Source organism: Actinokineospora pegani (assembly GCF_009745975.1).
Classification (GTDB): domain Bacteria; phylum Actinomycetota; class Actinomycetes; order Mycobacteriales; family Pseudonocardiaceae; genus Actinokineospora; species Actinokineospora pegani.
In genome coordinates, this window is record NZ_WHOL01000121.1 from 22,775 (window position 1) to 38,017 (window position 15,243).

The following is a 15,243-nucleotide window of genomic DNA, read 5'->3' on the forward strand; positions in this document are numbered from 1 at the left end:
TCTGTGCTGGTTAGCTGATGCCGAGCTCGGCGCAGGTCGCGGCCAGGTCGCCACCGCAGATGTCGGCGGCCTTGACGTAACCCGCGGTCACGACGTCCTTGACGGTGTCCTTGGTGGTCAGCTTCGGCTCGAGCAGCACGGACTTGACCTGGCGGTCGCCCTCGGGGTCCTCGCTGGTCTGCTTGGCCAGCGCGTCGGCGGCCGCGGTGTCGCCCTTGGCCAGCAGCGCGGCCAGCTCGGCGGTGTTCTCGGCCTCTTCCTTGATCGGCTTGAACACGGTCATGTACTGGTCGCCGCGCAGCACGGCCATCAGGCCGTCGACGGTCGCGTCCTGGCCGGTGACCGGCACGGTGCCCGCGAGGCCGTTCTTGCGCAGCACGGTGATGACCGCGCCCGCGAGCCCGTCGTTGGCGGCGACGACGCCGTCGACCTTGCCGCCGTTGCCGGTCAGGATCTGCTCGAAGGTGGTGCCGCCCTTCTGGTTGTCCCAGTTGTCGATCTTCTGGGACTGCACCAGCTTGAGCGCGCCGCTGTCGTAGAGCGGCTTGAGGACCTTCTGCTGGCCCTCGTAGAACAGGGTGGCGTTGTTGTCGGTCGGGGCGCCCTCGATCTCGATGACCTGCGCGCCCGGCTTGTCCTTGAGCGCGTCCGCGAGCCCCTGGCCCTGCAGCTCGCCGACCTTCACGTTGTCGAACGACACGTAGTAGTCGGAGCTGCCGCCGAGGTTGAGGCGGTCGTAGTCGATGGTGGGGATGCCGCGGGCCTTGGCCTTGGCGGCCACCGTGGTGCCGACCTCGGAGTTGATCGAGGCGATCACCAGGACCTTGACGCCCTGGCTGATCATGCCGTCGGCCAGGGTGGAGAACTTCTGCACGTCGCCCTGGGCGTTCTGGATGTCGGGGTCGAGGCCCTTGGCCCGCATGGCCGCGTCGAGCATGGGCTTGTCGAAGCCCTCCCAGCGCGCGGAGGTCGCGGTCTCCGGCAGGATCACGCCCACCGGGATGCCCCCGCCGCCGCTCGCGGTGTCGGAGCCCCCCTCGTTGGACGGGGCGGCCTGGTTCGCGCCGCACGCCGACAGGGCCAGGGCAGTGCCCAGTCCTGCGGCGACAAGTGCCAGAGTCTTGCTGCGCATCTCGTGTCCCTTTCGATGCCGCTGACCGTTCCGCCGGGCCCAGGCGGTGAACCGTCGTGAAGTTAAATGTTGTGCGGCACAACATATGCCCCCGACCGCCGTGGCGGAAGCCGGGCTTACTCGATTCAGACGCCATGTGCCGGACACGGTTTGCTAACGGTGGCGAAATCTAACGGCAATGAACCCGTCCGGTCGCACGCACCGCGTCCGACCGGACGCTCTCCGACACCCCCGGTCGCGGACCGCACGAAGGAGGAACGAGGCCATGCTCGACGAGATCGAGTCCCCCAGCGCCTACGGCGTCGTCACGTGGCGCACCGCCGCCGAGGGCGGGCGTGTGAGCGGACCCCCGACCGCACCGGTCTACGCGGCGACCTGCGCCTTCGTCGTCGACGGCGAAGTCGAGGAAGTCCAGTTGAGCATCTTGCTGCAACCGGTGGCCGACAACGGCCGGGTAGCGGTGGGCTTCATGGCCACCGAGCTCGCCCGGCCCAAGCTGCGGGTCGGCGGCCGGGTCCAGGTGCTGGAAGGGCCCAAGGTGGTCGGCGACGTGATCCTGACCGAGATCACGGCGACCGACCAGCCCGGCTAGTCGGGGACCACCGAGACCGGCGAACACCTGGGCCGGCGCTGTGCCCTCGCGGGTGGAACCGCCTCAGCGGTGAGGTCGGGTCACCAGGAGCGCAGGGTCGCGATCCGCTCTTCCAACTGCTCGACGGTGGCCATCGCCGTGGGCGGGCCGCCGCAGGTGCGGCGGAGGTCGCCGTGGATCATGCCGTGGGGTTTGCCGGTGCGGTGGTGGGCCATGCCGACCAGGGCGTTGAGTTCCTTGCGCAGGGTGGCCAGGCGTTCCTGGACGGACTGGGGGCGGGCCTGCGGGGGCTCCTTGGGCTTCGCGGCCGCCTCCGCGGCGCGGCGGGAGCGCTCGGCGAGCTGGCCGTCCTGGCGCTGCTTGAGCAGGGTGCGGACCTGGTCGGGCTCGAGCAGGCCGGGCAGTCCGAGGTACTCCTGCTCCTCGTCGGACCCGGCGAAGGCCGCCGTGCCGAAGGACGAGCCGTCGTAGATGACCTGGTCGAGTTCGGCGGAGGCGCCCAGGGAGGTGAAGGACTTCTCGTCCTCGCCGAGTTCGTCCTTGGTGCGGTTGGCCTCGGCCAGCAGGCCGTCCTCCCAGCCGTCGTTCTCGCGGTGGGGCTTGCCGAGGACGTGGTCGCGCTCGGCCTCGAGCTGGCTGGCCAGCTCCAGCAGGACCGGCACCGAGGGCAGGAAGACGCTGGCGGTCTCCCCCGGGCGGCGGGCGCGCACGTAGCGGCCGATGGCCTGGGCGAAGAACAGCGGGGTGGAGGCGCTGGTGGCGTAGACGCCGACAGCCAACCTGGGGACGTCGACGCCCTCGGAGACCATGCGGACCGCGACGAGCCAGCGGGTGTCGCCGTCGGCGAACTCCTGGATGCGCGCCGAGGCCTTGGGGTCGTCGGAGAGCACCAGGGCCGGTTCCTCGCCGGTCATGGTGTGCAGGATCTTGGCGTAGGCCTTGGCCGTGACGTGGTCGGAGGCGATGACCAGGCCGCCCGCGTCGGGCACCCCGCCCTGGCGCTTCTGGGTGAGCCGGGTGTTGGCCGCGCCGAGCACCGAGGGGATCCACTCCCCCGCCGGGTCCAGCGCGGTGCGCCACGCCCGGGAGGTCTGCTCGGCGGTCAGCGGCTCGCCGAGGCGGGCGGTGAACTCCTCGCCCGCGCTGGTGCGCCAGCTCGCCTCGCCGGAGTAGGCCAGGAAGATGACCGGCCGGACGACGCCGTCCTTGAGCGCGTCGGAGTAGCCGTAGACGTGGTCGGCTCGCGACTTGAGGAAACCGGTGCCGTCCGGCTCGTACTCGACGAACGGGATGGGCGAGTCGTCGCTGCGGAAGGGGGTCCCGGTCAGCGCCAGCCTGCGCACCGCGGGGGTGAAGGCCTCGCGGATGCCCTCGCCCCAGCTCTTGGCGTCGCCGCCGTGGTGGATCTCGTCGAGGATGACCAGCGTCTTGCGCTGCTCGGTGCGCACCCGGTGCAGCGACGGGTGCGCGGCGACCTGGGCGTAGGTGACCGCGACGCCGAGGTAGTCCGACGAGGTCTGGCCCATCGAGTTGGTGAAGTTCGGGTCGATCGGGATGCCCGCGGCGGCCGCGGCGCCCGCCCACTGGTGCTTGAGGTGCTCGGTCGGGGCGACGATGGTGACCCGCTCGACCGTGCGGTCGGCGAGCAGCTCGGCGGCCACCCGCAGGCCGAACACGGTCTTGCCCGCGCCCGGGGTCGCGACGGCGAGGAAGTCCTTCGGTTGGCGCGTCAGGTACATCGTCAGCGCCCGCCGCTGCCAGGCCCGCAGCGGGCGGGAAGGTGGCTGGGCACGCGCTGCGTCGATCTCAGATTCCGGTTCCACTTCGGCCCGGGTCACGGGGTGCCCCAGCTCCTTCCAAGTCTCCGGCACGCGAACGCCCTCGGCTGCGCCGGTCGCGGGCGGCGGCGCCCGCCCCGGGTCGAGGGCGTTCGCGACAATACCCGCCGCCGCGCGGTGGTCGCCGCGTGACGCGACACGCACGTAACAATCGGGCGGGTGTCCAGCCGATCGGTCGCGCATGGACCATGCTGTGGACGCGATGAACCCGCTGCCTGGACCCCGGCCCGGCCGCGACGGCTCGCCCGGGGAGCGCGCGGCGCGCCGGGGGCCGTGGCGGCTGTTCAAGTGCACGCTGTCCAAGGCGTGGGGCGGGAACCTGTTCTCGGAGGCCGCCGAGTCGGCGTTCTGGCAGGTGCTCTCGCTGCCGCCGCTGCTGCTGGGTCTGCTGGGCAGCCTGGGCTACGTCGCGGAGTGGGTGGGCCGCGACGTCGTCGGCACGGTGCAGGCCAACATCATCAACATCTCCCGCACCGCGTTCAGCTCGAACGTGGTGACCCAGATCATCGAGCCCACGGTCAAGGACATCCTCACCGTCGGCCGCGGCGAGATCGTCTCCATCGGCTTCCTGATCTCGCTGTGGGCGGGCTCGTCGGCGATGTCGTCGTTCGTCGACGCCATCACCGTGGCCCACGACCAGTACGGGGTGCGCAACGAGGTGTGGCAGCGGATCTTCTCGCTGCTGATCTACATGGCCAGCCTGGTGCTGCTCGTGGTGGGCCTGCCGGTGCTGACGCTGGGCCCGGACCTGCTGCCGAACCTGTTCCCCGAGGACTGGCGGCCCACCGTCGTCGACTGGCTCAGCACCACCTACTACCCGGCGATCGCGGTGCTCATCGTGCTGGCGCTGGCGACGCTGTACAAGCTGGCGCTGCCGCGCAAGCTGCCGTGGCACCGCGGCCTGCCCGGGGCGCTGCTGGCGATGATCGTGTTCGTCTTCTCCAGCATCGGCCTGCGCCTCTACATCACCGGGATCACCTCGACCGGCTACACCTACGGCGCGCTGGCGACCCCGATCGCGTTCCTGCTGTTCGCCTACTTCATCGGGCTGGCCGTGGTGGTCGGGGCGTACTTCAACGCCGCCATCCAGGAGCTCTACCCGGCGAAGCTGACCCGCAGGGAGCGGCGTCGGTGGCGGCGGCTGGAGCTGGAGCGCGCCGCGGAGCGCATCCGCGCGGACGAGCAGGCGCAGGCCTGGACCGACGACGAGCAGGCCGAGGCCCCTGCGGACGGGCGGGCGGCCGCCGACACCCCCGAGGTGACCGCCGAGCTGCCCGCGGTGCGCGAGCGGGCCTCAGACCGCGACCAGGATCACCCGGACATCCGCTCGTAGACCTTCTTGCAGTCCGGGCAGACCGGGGAGCCGGGCTTGGGCGACTTGGTCACCGGGAAGACCTCGCCGCACAGGGCGACCACCATGTTCCCCATGACCGCGCTCTCGGCGATCTTGTCCTTGCGGACGTAGTGGAACACCTCCGGCGTGTCGTCGCTGGTGGTCTCGGTGCCTTCGGGCCGAGTGTCGGGCCGTACCTGGGTGGGAGCGCTCATGACCCAATGATGCACCAGGCAGTCCGGCCAAACGTGCCCGATCCCCCGACTGGCCGCCCGGGGGTCCTCGACCGGTCCGATGCAGGATGGGGCGGTGAACCACGAGCACATCGCCCTGTCCGACGAGGTCGCCGACGCGCTGAGCGCTGGTCTCGGCGTGGTCGCGCTGGAGAGCACCCTCCTGGCGCACGGCCTGCCCGCCTCGGTGAGCCTGGACGTCGCCCACCGCCTGGAATCGGTCGTGCGCGCCCAGGGCGCGGTCCCGGCCACGATCGCCGTGCTGGGCGGACGGGCCAGGGTCGGCCTCGACGCCGACCAGCTCGCCCGGGTGTGCGCCGACGACGCGGGCCTGGTCAAGCTGTCGCGGCGGGACCTGGCGCCCGCGCTGGCCCTGGGCCGCGACGGGGCCACCACCGTGGCCGGGACCGCGACGCTGGCCGCGCAGGCGGGCGTCGGCGTGTTCGCCACCGGCGGCCTGGGCGGGGTGCACCTGGCCGAGCCGGGCGCCCAGGCCTGGGACGTGTCCGCCGACCTGGACGTGCTCGCCTCGACGCCGGTCGCGGTGGTCTGCTCCGGGGTGAAGTCGGTGCTCGACATCGCCGCGACCGTGGAGGTGCTGGAGACCCGCTCGATCCCGGTCCTGGGCTTCGGCACCGACTCGTTCCCCAGCTTCTACCTGCGCGAGTCCGCGTTCGGGGTGCCCTGGCGGGTCGACTCGGCCGCAGCGGCCGCCGCGGTGGTCGCCGCGCACCGCGACCACGTGCCCGGCGGCTCGGGGGTGCTGGTGGTCAACCCGGTGCCTGCCGAGCACGAGCTGGACCGGGACCTGCACGACCGGCTGCTCGCCGACGGCATGGCGCTGCTGCGCGAGCGCGGGGTGCGCGGCAAGGACGTCACCCCGGTGCTGCTCGACCACTTCCACACCAGCAGCGGCGGTGCGAGCCTGACGACCAACATCGAACTGGTCGTCAGCAACGCCCTGGTCGCGGCCCAGATCGCGGTCGAGCTGGCGCGGCCCCGGTAGAGCCTGGCCGCGAAGTCGTCGACGCCGGGCTCGCGCACCGACAGGTCGCGCGGCGGTGATGGTGCGCCGCGAGCCGCGGCGGGCGTGCCGCACGCCGCGTTCGACGGGAAGTCCACATCGGACACAACAGCGCGTTCCCGCGGAACCGGCCCAGCCACCGCCACTCCCCGCGACTCCGTTTCCTACCCTGGCGCCATGCGCGAGCGCCAGCACACCAGCCACCCGCGGACCGTCGTGGTGGTGGGCGACGCGGCGCTCGACGTCGTCGCCCGGCACGAGGGGGCGCTGGCGCACGGGGACGACACCCCCGCCAGCGTGCTGACCGCGGTGGGCGGGGCGGGGGCGAACACCGCCACGTGGCTGGTCCACCTCGGCGTTCCGACCACGCTCGTCACCCGCGTCGGCGCGGACCCGGCGGCCGGTCTGCTGCGCGGCGGGCTCGCGAACCGGGGCGTGGCCTGCGCGCTCACCACCGACCCCGGCGCCGCGACCGGCTGCGTGGTCGTCCTGGTCGACTCGACCGGCCAGCGCACGATGCTGCCCGACCGCGGCGCCAACGCGCGGTTGCGCGCCGAGGACCTCCCCGATCTCGGCCCGGCCACCCACCTGCACCTGTCCGGCTACGTCCTGCTCGACGACCGCTCCCGCCAGGCGGGCCTGGCCGCGTTGCGCCGGGCCGCGGCGGCGGGCCTCACCACGTCGGTCGACCCGCAGTCCGCCGCCCTGCTGGACGGGCGGACCGACGACTTCCTCACCTGGGTGGAGGGCGTGGACCTGTTGCTGCCCAACGCCACCGAGTTGGAGGCCCTGGGCGTCGACCGCGCCCTGCGCTCAGTCGAGGCCATCGCCTCGACCGACGGTCGCGACGGTGCGACCTGGCGCGACGGGACCACCGAGGTCAGCGTCCCGGCGGGCGCGGGCGGGCCGGACACGACCGGGGCGGGAGACGCGTTCAACGCGGGCCTGCTGGCCGCCTGGCTGGGCGGGGCCGGGCCGGTGGACGCGCTGCGCGCGGGCGTCGCGGCGGGGACCTCCGCGACGCTGGCGGTGGGTGCTAGCCCTCGATGACCTGGCGGTTCTTGGCCTCGATCTCCAGGACCTCGCGCTCGTAGCGGCTCATCTTGTTCGCCCTGCGCGGCGGCCGGTCGTTGGCGATGAGCACGGCGATCCACGGCAGCGGGACCGACAGCGCGACGAAGCCCAGCGCCAGCCACCAGGTGTCGTGGAAGATCCCGGCGAGGACGAGGCAGGGGATGCGCATGCTCATCATGACCATGTACTTGCGCTTGCGAGCGGCGAACTGCTCCTCGTACGACAGCTCGGCCTCAGTGATCAGGACCGGGGTGTCGTCCCTGGAAGTGCCCTTCACGACACCACCTCCTCGCTCATCGTCCCACCGGCCATGGTCGCACCGAACACCCCATCTTGCGCCATCCGGGTGGACCTGCGCCGGGGACCTGAAGGCGATTCGGGTCACGCCGGTATGAACGGGGTATGACGGGGACGCGGCGGCACGCGGTGCTCGACGGGTTGCGCTACCGGGCGGCGGGGGCGAACCTCGCCCGCCACCTCGGCCCGGACCCGGTCCGGGTGCTCGACCTGGCGGGCGGGTCGGGCGGCGACGCGCTGCCGCTGGCCGCGGGCGGGCACTGGGTGACCGTCGTCGACCCGGCGGGCGCGCTGCTGGACCGGTTGCTGCGCCGGGCCTACGGGCTGGCCGGGCGGGTCGACGTGGTGCAGGCGCGGGCCGAGGACGTGCCCGCGCTGTTCCCCGCCGCGGAGTTCGACGTCGTGCTCTGCCACGGGCTGCTCCAGCACGTCGAGGGCGCCCCGGCCAGGGTGGACCTGCTGCGCGCGGCGACCGCGCCGCTGGCCCCTGGCGGGTTGCTGTCGGTGATCGCGCCCGCGCCGCACGACTCGGCGCTGGCCGCGCACCCCGGGTGCACCGCGGAGCGGGTGCTCGACCACCTCCGCGTGGCGGGCCTCACCGCGCCGTCGCGGTACCGCATCCCGGCCGAGGAGGGCGCGCCCGGGTTCTTCCAGGTGATCGGCGCGCTGGCCTGAGATCATGCGCGGGTGTCCACCGAGCCCCCAGTCCTGACCGACGACTTCTGCCACCGCCTCGCCGAGTCCCTGCTCGAGGCCGACTACGACGGCGACGGGGTGGTGGCGGCGCTCGGCGAGCAGGCGCACGCCGCCCTGGGCCGCAACGAGCCGGAGCCCGCCCGCCGCGCCACCCGCGGCGGCTCCCCGGTCGAGACGCTCGTCCGGCTGTTCCTCGTCGGCGACGCCGAGCCCGCCGCCGCCGTCCAGCGGGCGCTGGGCCGCCTCGACCTGGCCGAGGTCGCCGCCACCGGCCTGCTGCGCCTCGACGGCGACCGGGTGCGCGCCGGGCTGGACCTGCGTCCGCACGCCGACGAGGCGGGGTCCTGGTGGGTGCTGGCCGACCTGGACTCAGACCAGCTCGGCGGGCCGGTCGGGGCGGACCACGTGCTCGGCATCGGGCACGCGTCGCTGAGCCTGGCCCGCGCCACCACCCGCCGCCCGGTGGGCACCGTGCTCGACCTGGGCACCGGCTGCGGGGTGCAGGCGCTGCACGCGAGCAGGCACGCGGGGGCGATCACCGCCACCGACCTGTCCTCGCGGGCTCTGGCGCTGGCCTCGGCGACCTTCCGGCTCAACGGGCTGAAGGTGCAGACGCTGCGCGGCTCCTGGTTCGAGCCGGTCGAGGGCCGCGCGTTCGACCAGGTCGTGTGCAACCCGCCGTTCGTGGTCGGGCCGCCGCGGGTGGACTACGTCTACCGCGACTCCGGGCTCGCGGGCGACGACGCCAGCGCGCTGGTCGTGCGCGGGGTGCCGAAGGTGCTCAACCCCGGCGGCGTGGGGCAGTTCCTGGCCTCCTGGCTGCACAAGCGCGGCGAGGACTGGGGCGACCGGGTCACCTCCTGGCTGCCCGACGAGGGCGTCGACGCCTGGTTCGTCCAGCGCGACGTCGCCGAGCCCGCGCTCTACGTCGGCACCTGGCTGCGCGACGCCGGGATCGACCCGCGCTCGGCGGAAGGGGCGGCGAAGGCCTCGGCGTGGCTGGACTGGTTCGACGACAACGACGTCACCGGGATCGGTTTCGGCTTCGTCACCCTGCGCGCCACCGGCAGCGACACCGAGGTGGCCTGCGAGGACCTGCGCCACGCCTACGACGACCCGCTGGGCGAGGAGGCGGGCCGCTGGCTGGACCGGGTCGCCTGGCTGCGTGCGCACGCGGCGCCGGAGGCGCTGCTGTCGGCGGTGTTCACCACCGCGCCGACGGTCGTGCTCGAGCGCGTCGCCGAGCCGGGTCCCGAGGGCTGGCGGGAGCTGGTGCGCAGGCTGCACCGCACCGACGGGCCGGGCTGGCAGCAGGAGACCGACGAGCTGGTGACCTCGCTGCTGGCGGGCTGCCAGGGGGTGCTGCCGCTGGGCGAGCTGCTGGCGCTGCTGGCGGCGGGTCAGGGCCTGCCCGCGGACGCGGTGGTGCGCGCGGCGGTCCCCGTGGTGGCCGACCTGGTCGCGCACGGGATGCTGCTGCCCGCGGAGCTGGTGTGAGGGCGGTGGTCGCCCGGGTCGCCAGCGCGTCGGTGACCGTCGGCGACGAGGTCGTCGGGGCCATCGACGAGCCGGGGCTGCTGGTGCTGCTGGGGGTGCACGTCGAGGACAGTGCGGGCAAAACCGCTGTGATGGCGCGAAAACTTCACGAACTGCGCCTGCTCCGCGACGAGGAGTCCTGCGCGACGACGGGCGCCCCACTGTTGATGGTGAGCCAATTCACATTGTACGGGGACGTCAGGAAGGGCCGCAGGCCGTCGTGGACGGCGGCGGCCCGACCCGAGGTCGCCGAGCCGCTCGTCGACGCCGTGGTGGCCGATCTGCGGGCCAGGGGCGCCCGGGTGGAGACCGGTCGCTTCGGCGCGGAGATGGCCGTGGCGAGCGTCAACGACGGCCCATTCACCGTGGTGCTGGACATCTGAGGTCCGCGCGTCCCCCTCGACCGTCTCGCGTGGACGGTCGAGGGGGACGCGGATCGCGGGCGGCACGTGTAGCGGGCACCGAACCGGGTACTCCGGGGTTCTCAGCCAAAGCTCAGGTAAACCTGAGCAACCGCCCAGGTCCCAGTGGCGTCATCCATGTGGGGAAGCGGGAACGAATCCAGCTCTCGCCACGTTTTGACTCACAGAACCACCGCGACAGGGGGAGGGAGCACCATGACGGTCCCGCAGCAGCGAGAGCCCGAGCAGCTCGCCTACGAAGCCGACCTCGACGCCCAAGGACCCGCCGCCGACCTCGTCCGGGTGTACCTCAACGGAATCGGCCGCACGGCGCTGCTCACCGCGGCGCAGGAGGTCGAGCTCGCCAGGCGGATCGAGGCCGGGGTGTTCGCCCAGCACATGCTCGACACCGCCGCGGGCACCTCGCCCGCGCGCCGGGCCGAGCTGCGGGCGCTGGTCGCCGACGGCCACACGGCCAAGAACCACCTGCTCGAGGCCAACCTGCGCCTGGTGGTGTCGCTGGCCAAGCGCTACACCGGCCGGGGCATGCCGCTGCTGGACCTGATCCAGGAGGGCAACCTGGGCCTGATCCGCGCGGTGGAGAAGTTCGACTACGCCAAGGGCTTCAAGTTCTCCACCTACGCGACGTGGTGGATCCGCCAGGCCATCACCCGCGGCATGGCCGACCAGGGCCGCACCATCCGGCTGCCCGTCCACCTCGTCGAGCAGGTGAACAAGCTGGCCAGGATCAAGCGCGACCTGCACCAGTCGCTGGGCCGCGAGGCCACGATGGAGGAACTGGCCGCCGAGGCCGGGCTGACCACCGGGAAGGTCTCCGACCTGCTCGACCACGCCCGCGACCCGGTGAGCCTGGACATGCCGGTCGGCAGTGACGAGGACGCCCCGCTGGGCGACTTCATCGAGGACGGCGAGGCCACCGACGCCGAGTCGGCGGTCATCGCGGGCCTGCTGCAGGACGACATGCGCCGCGTGCTGGCCACCCTCGACGACCGCGAGCAGCACGTCATCCGCCTGCGCTACGGCCTCGACGACGGCCAGCCCCGCACCCTCGACCAGATCGGCAAGCGCTTCGGCCTCAGCCGCGAGCGCGTCCGCCAGATCGAGCGCGAGGTCATGTCCAAGCTCCGCCAGGGCGAGCGCGCCGAGAAGCTCCGCGCCTACGCCAGCTAAGACGTTCGACGAACAACGCAGGTCAAGCCGGTCCCCCGGGACCGGCTTGACCCATGAGCGGAACTTTCTGCCCCCGGGGGGCAACCTTCCACCCCACACCCCCGTCTTGGAATATGAGTCGCTTGAACCTGCCCGTTGACATGTGACGCCTGTCACGGCAGCGTAGGCGCACAGACTTGGTGGCCCCGGGCAATCCCCGGACGCCACCCGCGACGGGAGGTCGGGACAGCCGGGGGCTGCCCCGGCCTTCCGGCATTCGGCACCCTGTTCGCGCTTCGCGCTCCCTTGGGGGTGCCGGGTCGGTCCTTCTTCTGGGGGGCGACCCCCCAGACCCCCACGGTGCTTGCTCCTCGCCTGGGCGGACGCTGGGCGCGATGGATGATGACCAGCAGACCAGGGTCCATCGTTGGGTGAGGTAAGGCTGGGGGTGTGGTGCGGGTTACCGGGGGGGCGGGATCACACGTAGGGCGCCGCAGGTGGGGGGTAGGTTCCTTGCACCGAATTGACGCGTGTGCAAGGGAGCCCGCTTCGTGACCGCCACCACGAGCTTTGAGTACAGCGATGTCCTGCCCCTGGCGCCCGACAACACGACCGAGTACCGGCTGGTCTCGCCGGACGGGGTCAGCGTTGTCGAGGCGGCCGGGCGGAGGTTCCTGCAGGTCGAGCCGGAAGCGCTGACCCTGCTCGCCAAGGAGGCGATCAAGGACATCCAGCACCTGCTGCGCACCAGCCACCTGACCCAGCTGCGGGCGATCGTCGACGACCCCGAGGCCAGCGGCAACGACCGGTTCGTCGCCATGGACCTGCTGCGCAACGCGTGCATCGCCGCGGGCGGCGTGCTGCCGATGTGCCAGGACACCGGCACCGCCATCGTCATGGGCAAACGCACCGAGAGCGTGCTGACCGGCGGGACCGACGAACAGGCCCTGTCCAGGGGCATCTTCGAGGCCTACCAGGAGCTGAACCTGCGCTACTCGCAGATGGCCCCGGTGACCTTCTGGGACGAGAAGAACACCGGCACCAACCTGCCCGCGCAGATCGACATCCACACCAAGCCGGGCACCGCGCCCAGCTACGAGTTCCTGTTCATGGCCAAGGGCGGCGGGTCGGCCAACAAGACCTTCCTCTACCAGGAGACCAAGGCCGTCCTGAACCCCGCGCGGCTGGCCAAGTTCCTCGACGAGAAGCTGCGCGGCCTCGGCACCGCCGCCTGCCCGCCCTACCACCTCGCCATCGTCGTCGGCGGGCTCTCCGCCGAGCAGAACCTCAAGGTCGCCAAGCTGGCCAGCGCCCGCTACCTGGACACCCTGCCCACCGAGGGCTCCGCGCTCGGCCACGCCTTCCGCGACGTGGACCTGGAGCAGCAGGTGCTGGAGATGACCCGCCAGTTCGGGATCGGCGCCCAGTTCGGCGGCAAGTACTTCTGCCACGACGTCCGGGTCATCCGCCTGCCCCGGCACGGCGCGAGCTGCCCGGTGGGCGTGGCGGTGTCCTGCTCGGCCGACCGCCAGGCCAAGGCGAAGATCACCCCGGACGGCGTCTTCCTGGAGCAGTTGGAGCGCGACCCGGCCCGGTTCCTGCCCGAGGTCACCGGCGAGGACCTGTCCGACGAGGTGGTCCAGGTCGACCTGACCCGGCCGATGTCGGAGATCCGCGAGCTGCTGACCACCCTGCCGGTGAAGACCCGGCTGTCGCTGACCGGCCCGCTGGTGGTGGCCCGCGACATCGCGCACGCCAAGATCAAGGAGCGGCTCGACGCGGGCGAGGGCATGCCGCAGTACCTCAAGGACCACCCGGTGTACTACGCCGGACCGGCCAAGACCCCCGAGGGCTACGCGTCCGGGTCGTTCGGGCCGACCACCGCGGGCCGGATGGACTCCTACGTCGAGCAGTTCCAGGCCGAGGGCGGGTCGATGGTCATGCTCGCCAAGGGCAACCGCTCCAAGCAGGTGACCGACGCGTGCAACACCCACGGCGGGTTCTACCTCGGCTCCATCGGCGGCCCGGCCGCGCGGCTGGCGCAGGACTGCATCCGCAAGGTCGACGTGCTGGAGTACGCGGAACTGGGCATGGAGGCGGTGTGGAAGATCGAGGTGGAGGACTTCCCCGCGTTCATCGTCGTCGACGACAAGGGCAACGACTTCTTCGCCGGGACCTCCGCGCCGACGCTGCAGATCTCCTTCCGCAAGTGAGGTCCGCCGCCTTGTCCTAACTGGACTGACGAGAGCACCGAACGGGGGCCGCGCCTTGACGGGCACGGCCCCCGTGGTGTCTGATCTTCGTCGTCGCGTGTCCCAGGGGCGCTCCGCTCGGGGCATGGAGGCACATATCGCTGAGGATCTCTCTCATGCCAATCCAGTTCAACCACACCGTGGTCGCGTGCGTCGACCGCGAGAAGTCAGCGGCGTTCTTCGTCGACTTGTTCAACCTGCCGGAGCCGGTCGAGTTCGGGCCGTTCCTGGCCGTGCACCTGGCCAACAACTGCTCGCTGGACTTCGCCCAGCAGCCAGCCGACCAGGGCGAGGTCGCGCCGCAGCACTACGCGTTCCTGGTCTCCGAGGACGAGTTCGACCACGTGCACCAGCGCATCCAGGAACTCGGCCTGGACCACTGGGCCGACCCGCGCCAGCACGGGGTCAACCAGATCAACCACAACGACGGCGGCAGGGGCGTGTACTTCCTCGACCCGTCCGGCCACTACCTCGAGGCCATCACCGTCCCCTACGGCGGCTGGTAAGCCCTAGAGAACGGCCGACAGCACCAGGGTTCGGGCGCCGAGGTCGGACGAGAGCGGCACGACCACCACCCGCTGGGTGAGGACCTGCGCGCAGATCGGCCCGTCCACGGCCCCGCCCTGGGGCGCCGCCATCGGCGCCAGCCGCACCCGCACGCTCGTCTCGTCGGTGGACTCCACGATGCCCTCAACGCCGGAGCACGCGTCGCGGGCCAGCCCGAGCACCCGCACGCTGAGGCCGTCCGGGGCGACGTGGGCGCGCCGCGGGTAGTCGGCGGGCAGGGCGCTCGTGTCGAGGCGGTCGGCGGGGAGTTCCCGGTAGCCCTCGGGCACCGTGCCGACCGTCGGCCCCGGCGGCCACGAGGGCGGCACGATCACGGGCATACCGGGCTGCGGCTTGTCGGGCGGCACGAGGGTGGCCCCCGGCGGCGGGCCGACGGGTTCCATGGTCGCGTACAGGCGCTGCTGCGGGGCCGGGGCGCTCTCGGCGGTCTCACCCGCCGCGCACCCGCCCAGCAGGACCAGGACCGCACCGACCAGCATCGCTCTCATAACCCCAGGACGGACCGCGGGTGCGGGTGGTTGCACGCGAAGGCGCCCCCGATCGGCGGGGCATGCCGACCAGGGGCGCCGGACTGGGTCAGGCCTGGCGCTTCTCGCTGGTCAGGGCGACCTCGCGGGCACCGAGCGGCTGATCCAGCTCCAGGGTCAGCTTCGGGTAGCGCAGGTCCATGGTGCACATCTGCTTGTCCGCGGGCGTGGTCTCCACCAGCTTCACCGCGACCTGGCTGTCGGACTGCTCGGTCACCTCCGCGCTCGCCTTGCCGCAGCCGCCCTCCTGGGCGACGACGCCGAGCGTGGTGCCGTCGTCGACCGTCCAGACCATGACGGGGTACCCCTCCGCCAGGCCCGCCGGGTCGATCTGGGCCTCGGGGACCTCGGCGCCGCCCTCCGGGGGCGTCCTGGCGGGCTGGCGGTCGGGTTGGTCACCGGGCTCCTGCGTCGCGGTGGCGGGCGGGGGCGCCGCGGCGTAGCCGTCCTGTGTGTCCTGCGCGCCGCCGCAAGCGGACAGGGCCGCGAACAGAACGCCCGCGCCGACAAGGGTGTTGAGGGAGTTGAGGCGATTCATGACCAGTGGACGGGCCGGGCCCCGCGCCGGGTT

The 15,243-nt window shown here is 72.4% G+C and carries 16 protein-coding genes; 10 read left to right on the forward strand and 6 right to left on the reverse strand.

Annotated features, from left to right (window positions below):
* Nucleotides 1–10: 10 nt before the first annotated feature.
* On the reverse strand, nucleotides 11–1,132 hold the full coding sequence (locus GCL84_RS26230) for a sugar ABC transporter substrate-binding protein (RefSeq protein ID WP_156758238.1): 1,122 nt from the start codon (nucleotides 1,130–1,132) through the stop codon (nucleotides 11–13).
* A gap of 265 nt (nucleotides 1,133–1,397) precedes the next feature.
* Between GCL84_RS26230 and GCL84_RS26235 the strand changes: the two genes are divergently transcribed.
* Nucleotides 1,398–1,724: a hypothetical protein gene (locus GCL84_RS26235; RefSeq protein ID WP_156758239.1), complete on the forward strand. Its 327-nt coding sequence runs from the start codon at nucleotides 1,398–1,400 to the stop codon at nucleotides 1,722–1,724.
* 80 nt (nucleotides 1,725–1,804) lie between these two features.
* Here the strand turns inward: GCL84_RS26235 and GCL84_RS26240 are convergent, their stop codons facing one another.
* Nucleotides 1,805–3,562, reverse strand: a complete 1,758-nt coding sequence (locus tag GCL84_RS26240; RefSeq protein WP_156758240.1) for a DEAD/DEAH box helicase — start codon at nucleotides 3,560–3,562, stop codon at nucleotides 1,805–1,807.
* 202 nt (nucleotides 3,563–3,764) lie between these two features.
* On the opposite strand from GCL84_RS26240, the gene GCL84_RS26245 reads away from it, so the two are divergent.
* Nucleotides 3,765–4,895, forward strand: a complete 1,131-nt coding sequence (locus tag GCL84_RS26245) for a YihY/virulence factor BrkB family protein (RefSeq protein WP_156758382.1) — start codon at nucleotides 3,765–3,767, stop codon at nucleotides 4,893–4,895.
* On the opposite strand, the gene GCL84_RS26250 is transcribed toward GCL84_RS26245, so the two are convergent.
* Nucleotides 4,874–5,110 carry a DUF3039 domain-containing protein gene (locus GCL84_RS26250; RefSeq protein WP_156758241.1) on the reverse strand — a complete coding sequence of 79 codons (237 nt, stop codon included), beginning with the start codon at nucleotides 5,108–5,110 and terminating at the stop codon, nucleotides 4,874–4,876. The genes GCL84_RS26245 and GCL84_RS26250 overlap by 22 nt on opposite strands.
* Before the next feature lie 94 nt (nucleotides 5,111–5,204).
* On the opposite strand from GCL84_RS26250, the gene GCL84_RS26255 reads away from it, so the two are divergent.
* Together GCL84_RS26255 and GCL84_RS26260 are read left to right on the forward strand one after the other, a co-directional pair.
* Nucleotides 5,205–6,134: a pseudouridine-5'-phosphate glycosidase gene (locus GCL84_RS26255; protein WP_235926739.1), complete on the forward strand. Its 930-nt coding sequence runs from the start codon at nucleotides 5,205–5,207 to the stop codon at nucleotides 6,132–6,134.
* A 195-nt stretch (nucleotides 6,135–6,329) separates the two neighbouring features.
* Entirely contained in the window at nucleotides 6,330–7,202 is an 873-nt protein-coding gene (locus GCL84_RS26260) for a carbohydrate kinase family protein (protein ID WP_156758243.1), read from the forward strand.
* Here GCL84_RS26260 and GCL84_RS26265 read toward each other — a convergent pair.
* Nucleotides 7,189–7,503: a DUF3099 domain-containing protein gene (locus GCL84_RS26265; RefSeq protein ID WP_156758244.1), complete on the reverse strand. Its 315-nt coding sequence runs from the start codon at nucleotides 7,501–7,503 to the stop codon at nucleotides 7,189–7,191. The two genes, GCL84_RS26260 and GCL84_RS26265, sit on opposite strands and share 14 nt — an antisense overlap.
* A 125-nt stretch (nucleotides 7,504–7,628) precedes the next feature.
* Between GCL84_RS26265 and GCL84_RS26270 the strand changes: the two genes are divergently transcribed.
* The 6 genes from GCL84_RS26270 (at nucleotide 7,629) to GCL84_RS26295 (ending at nucleotide 14,084) form a co-directional block, all read left to right on the forward strand.
* Complete coding sequence (locus GCL84_RS26270; RefSeq protein ID WP_156758245.1) at nucleotides 7,629–8,198, forward strand: class I SAM-dependent methyltransferase; 570 nt, start codon at nucleotides 7,629–7,631, stop codon at nucleotides 8,196–8,198.
* A 12-nt stretch (nucleotides 8,199–8,210) separates the two neighbouring features.
* Nucleotides 8,211–9,716, forward strand: a complete 1,506-nt coding sequence (locus GCL84_RS26275; protein ID WP_156758246.1) for a DUF7782 domain-containing protein — start codon at nucleotides 8,211–8,213, stop codon at nucleotides 9,714–9,716.
* Nucleotides 9,713–10,138, forward strand: coding sequence for a D-aminoacyl-tRNA deacylase (dtd, locus tag GCL84_RS26280; RefSeq protein ID WP_156758247.1), 426 nt, complete (start codon nucleotides 9,713–9,715; stop codon nucleotides 10,136–10,138). Before GCL84_RS26275 ends, dtd begins: the two co-directional genes overlap by 4 nt.
* 234 nt (nucleotides 10,139–10,372) lie before the next feature.
* A complete protein-coding gene (locus tag GCL84_RS26285; protein ID WP_156758248.1) occupies nucleotides 10,373–11,347 on the forward strand; it encodes a sigma-70 family RNA polymerase sigma factor in 975 nt (324 codons plus the stop codon).
* Between the two features lie 530 nt (nucleotides 11,348–11,877).
* A complete protein-coding gene (locus GCL84_RS26290; RefSeq protein WP_156758249.1) occupies nucleotides 11,878–13,539 on the forward strand; it encodes a fumarate hydratase in 1,662 nt (553 codons plus the stop codon).
* Between the two features lie 155 nt (nucleotides 13,540–13,694).
* Nucleotides 13,695–14,084, forward strand: coding sequence for a VOC family protein (locus tag GCL84_RS26295; protein ID WP_156758250.1), 390 nt, complete (start codon nucleotides 13,695–13,697; stop codon nucleotides 14,082–14,084).
* 3 nt (nucleotides 14,085–14,087) lie between these two features.
* Here GCL84_RS26295 and GCL84_RS26300 read toward each other — a convergent pair whose 3' ends face one another.
* Nucleotides 14,088–14,633, reverse strand: coding sequence for a hypothetical protein (locus tag GCL84_RS26300; protein WP_156758251.1), 546 nt, complete (start codon nucleotides 14,631–14,633; stop codon nucleotides 14,088–14,090).
* Between the two features lie 88 nt (nucleotides 14,634–14,721).
* On the reverse strand, nucleotides 14,722–15,210 hold the full coding sequence (locus tag GCL84_RS26305; RefSeq protein ID WP_156758252.1) for a hypothetical protein: 489 nt from the start codon (nucleotides 15,208–15,210) through the stop codon (nucleotides 14,722–14,724).
* Nucleotides 15,211–15,243: the final 33 nt, after the last annotated feature.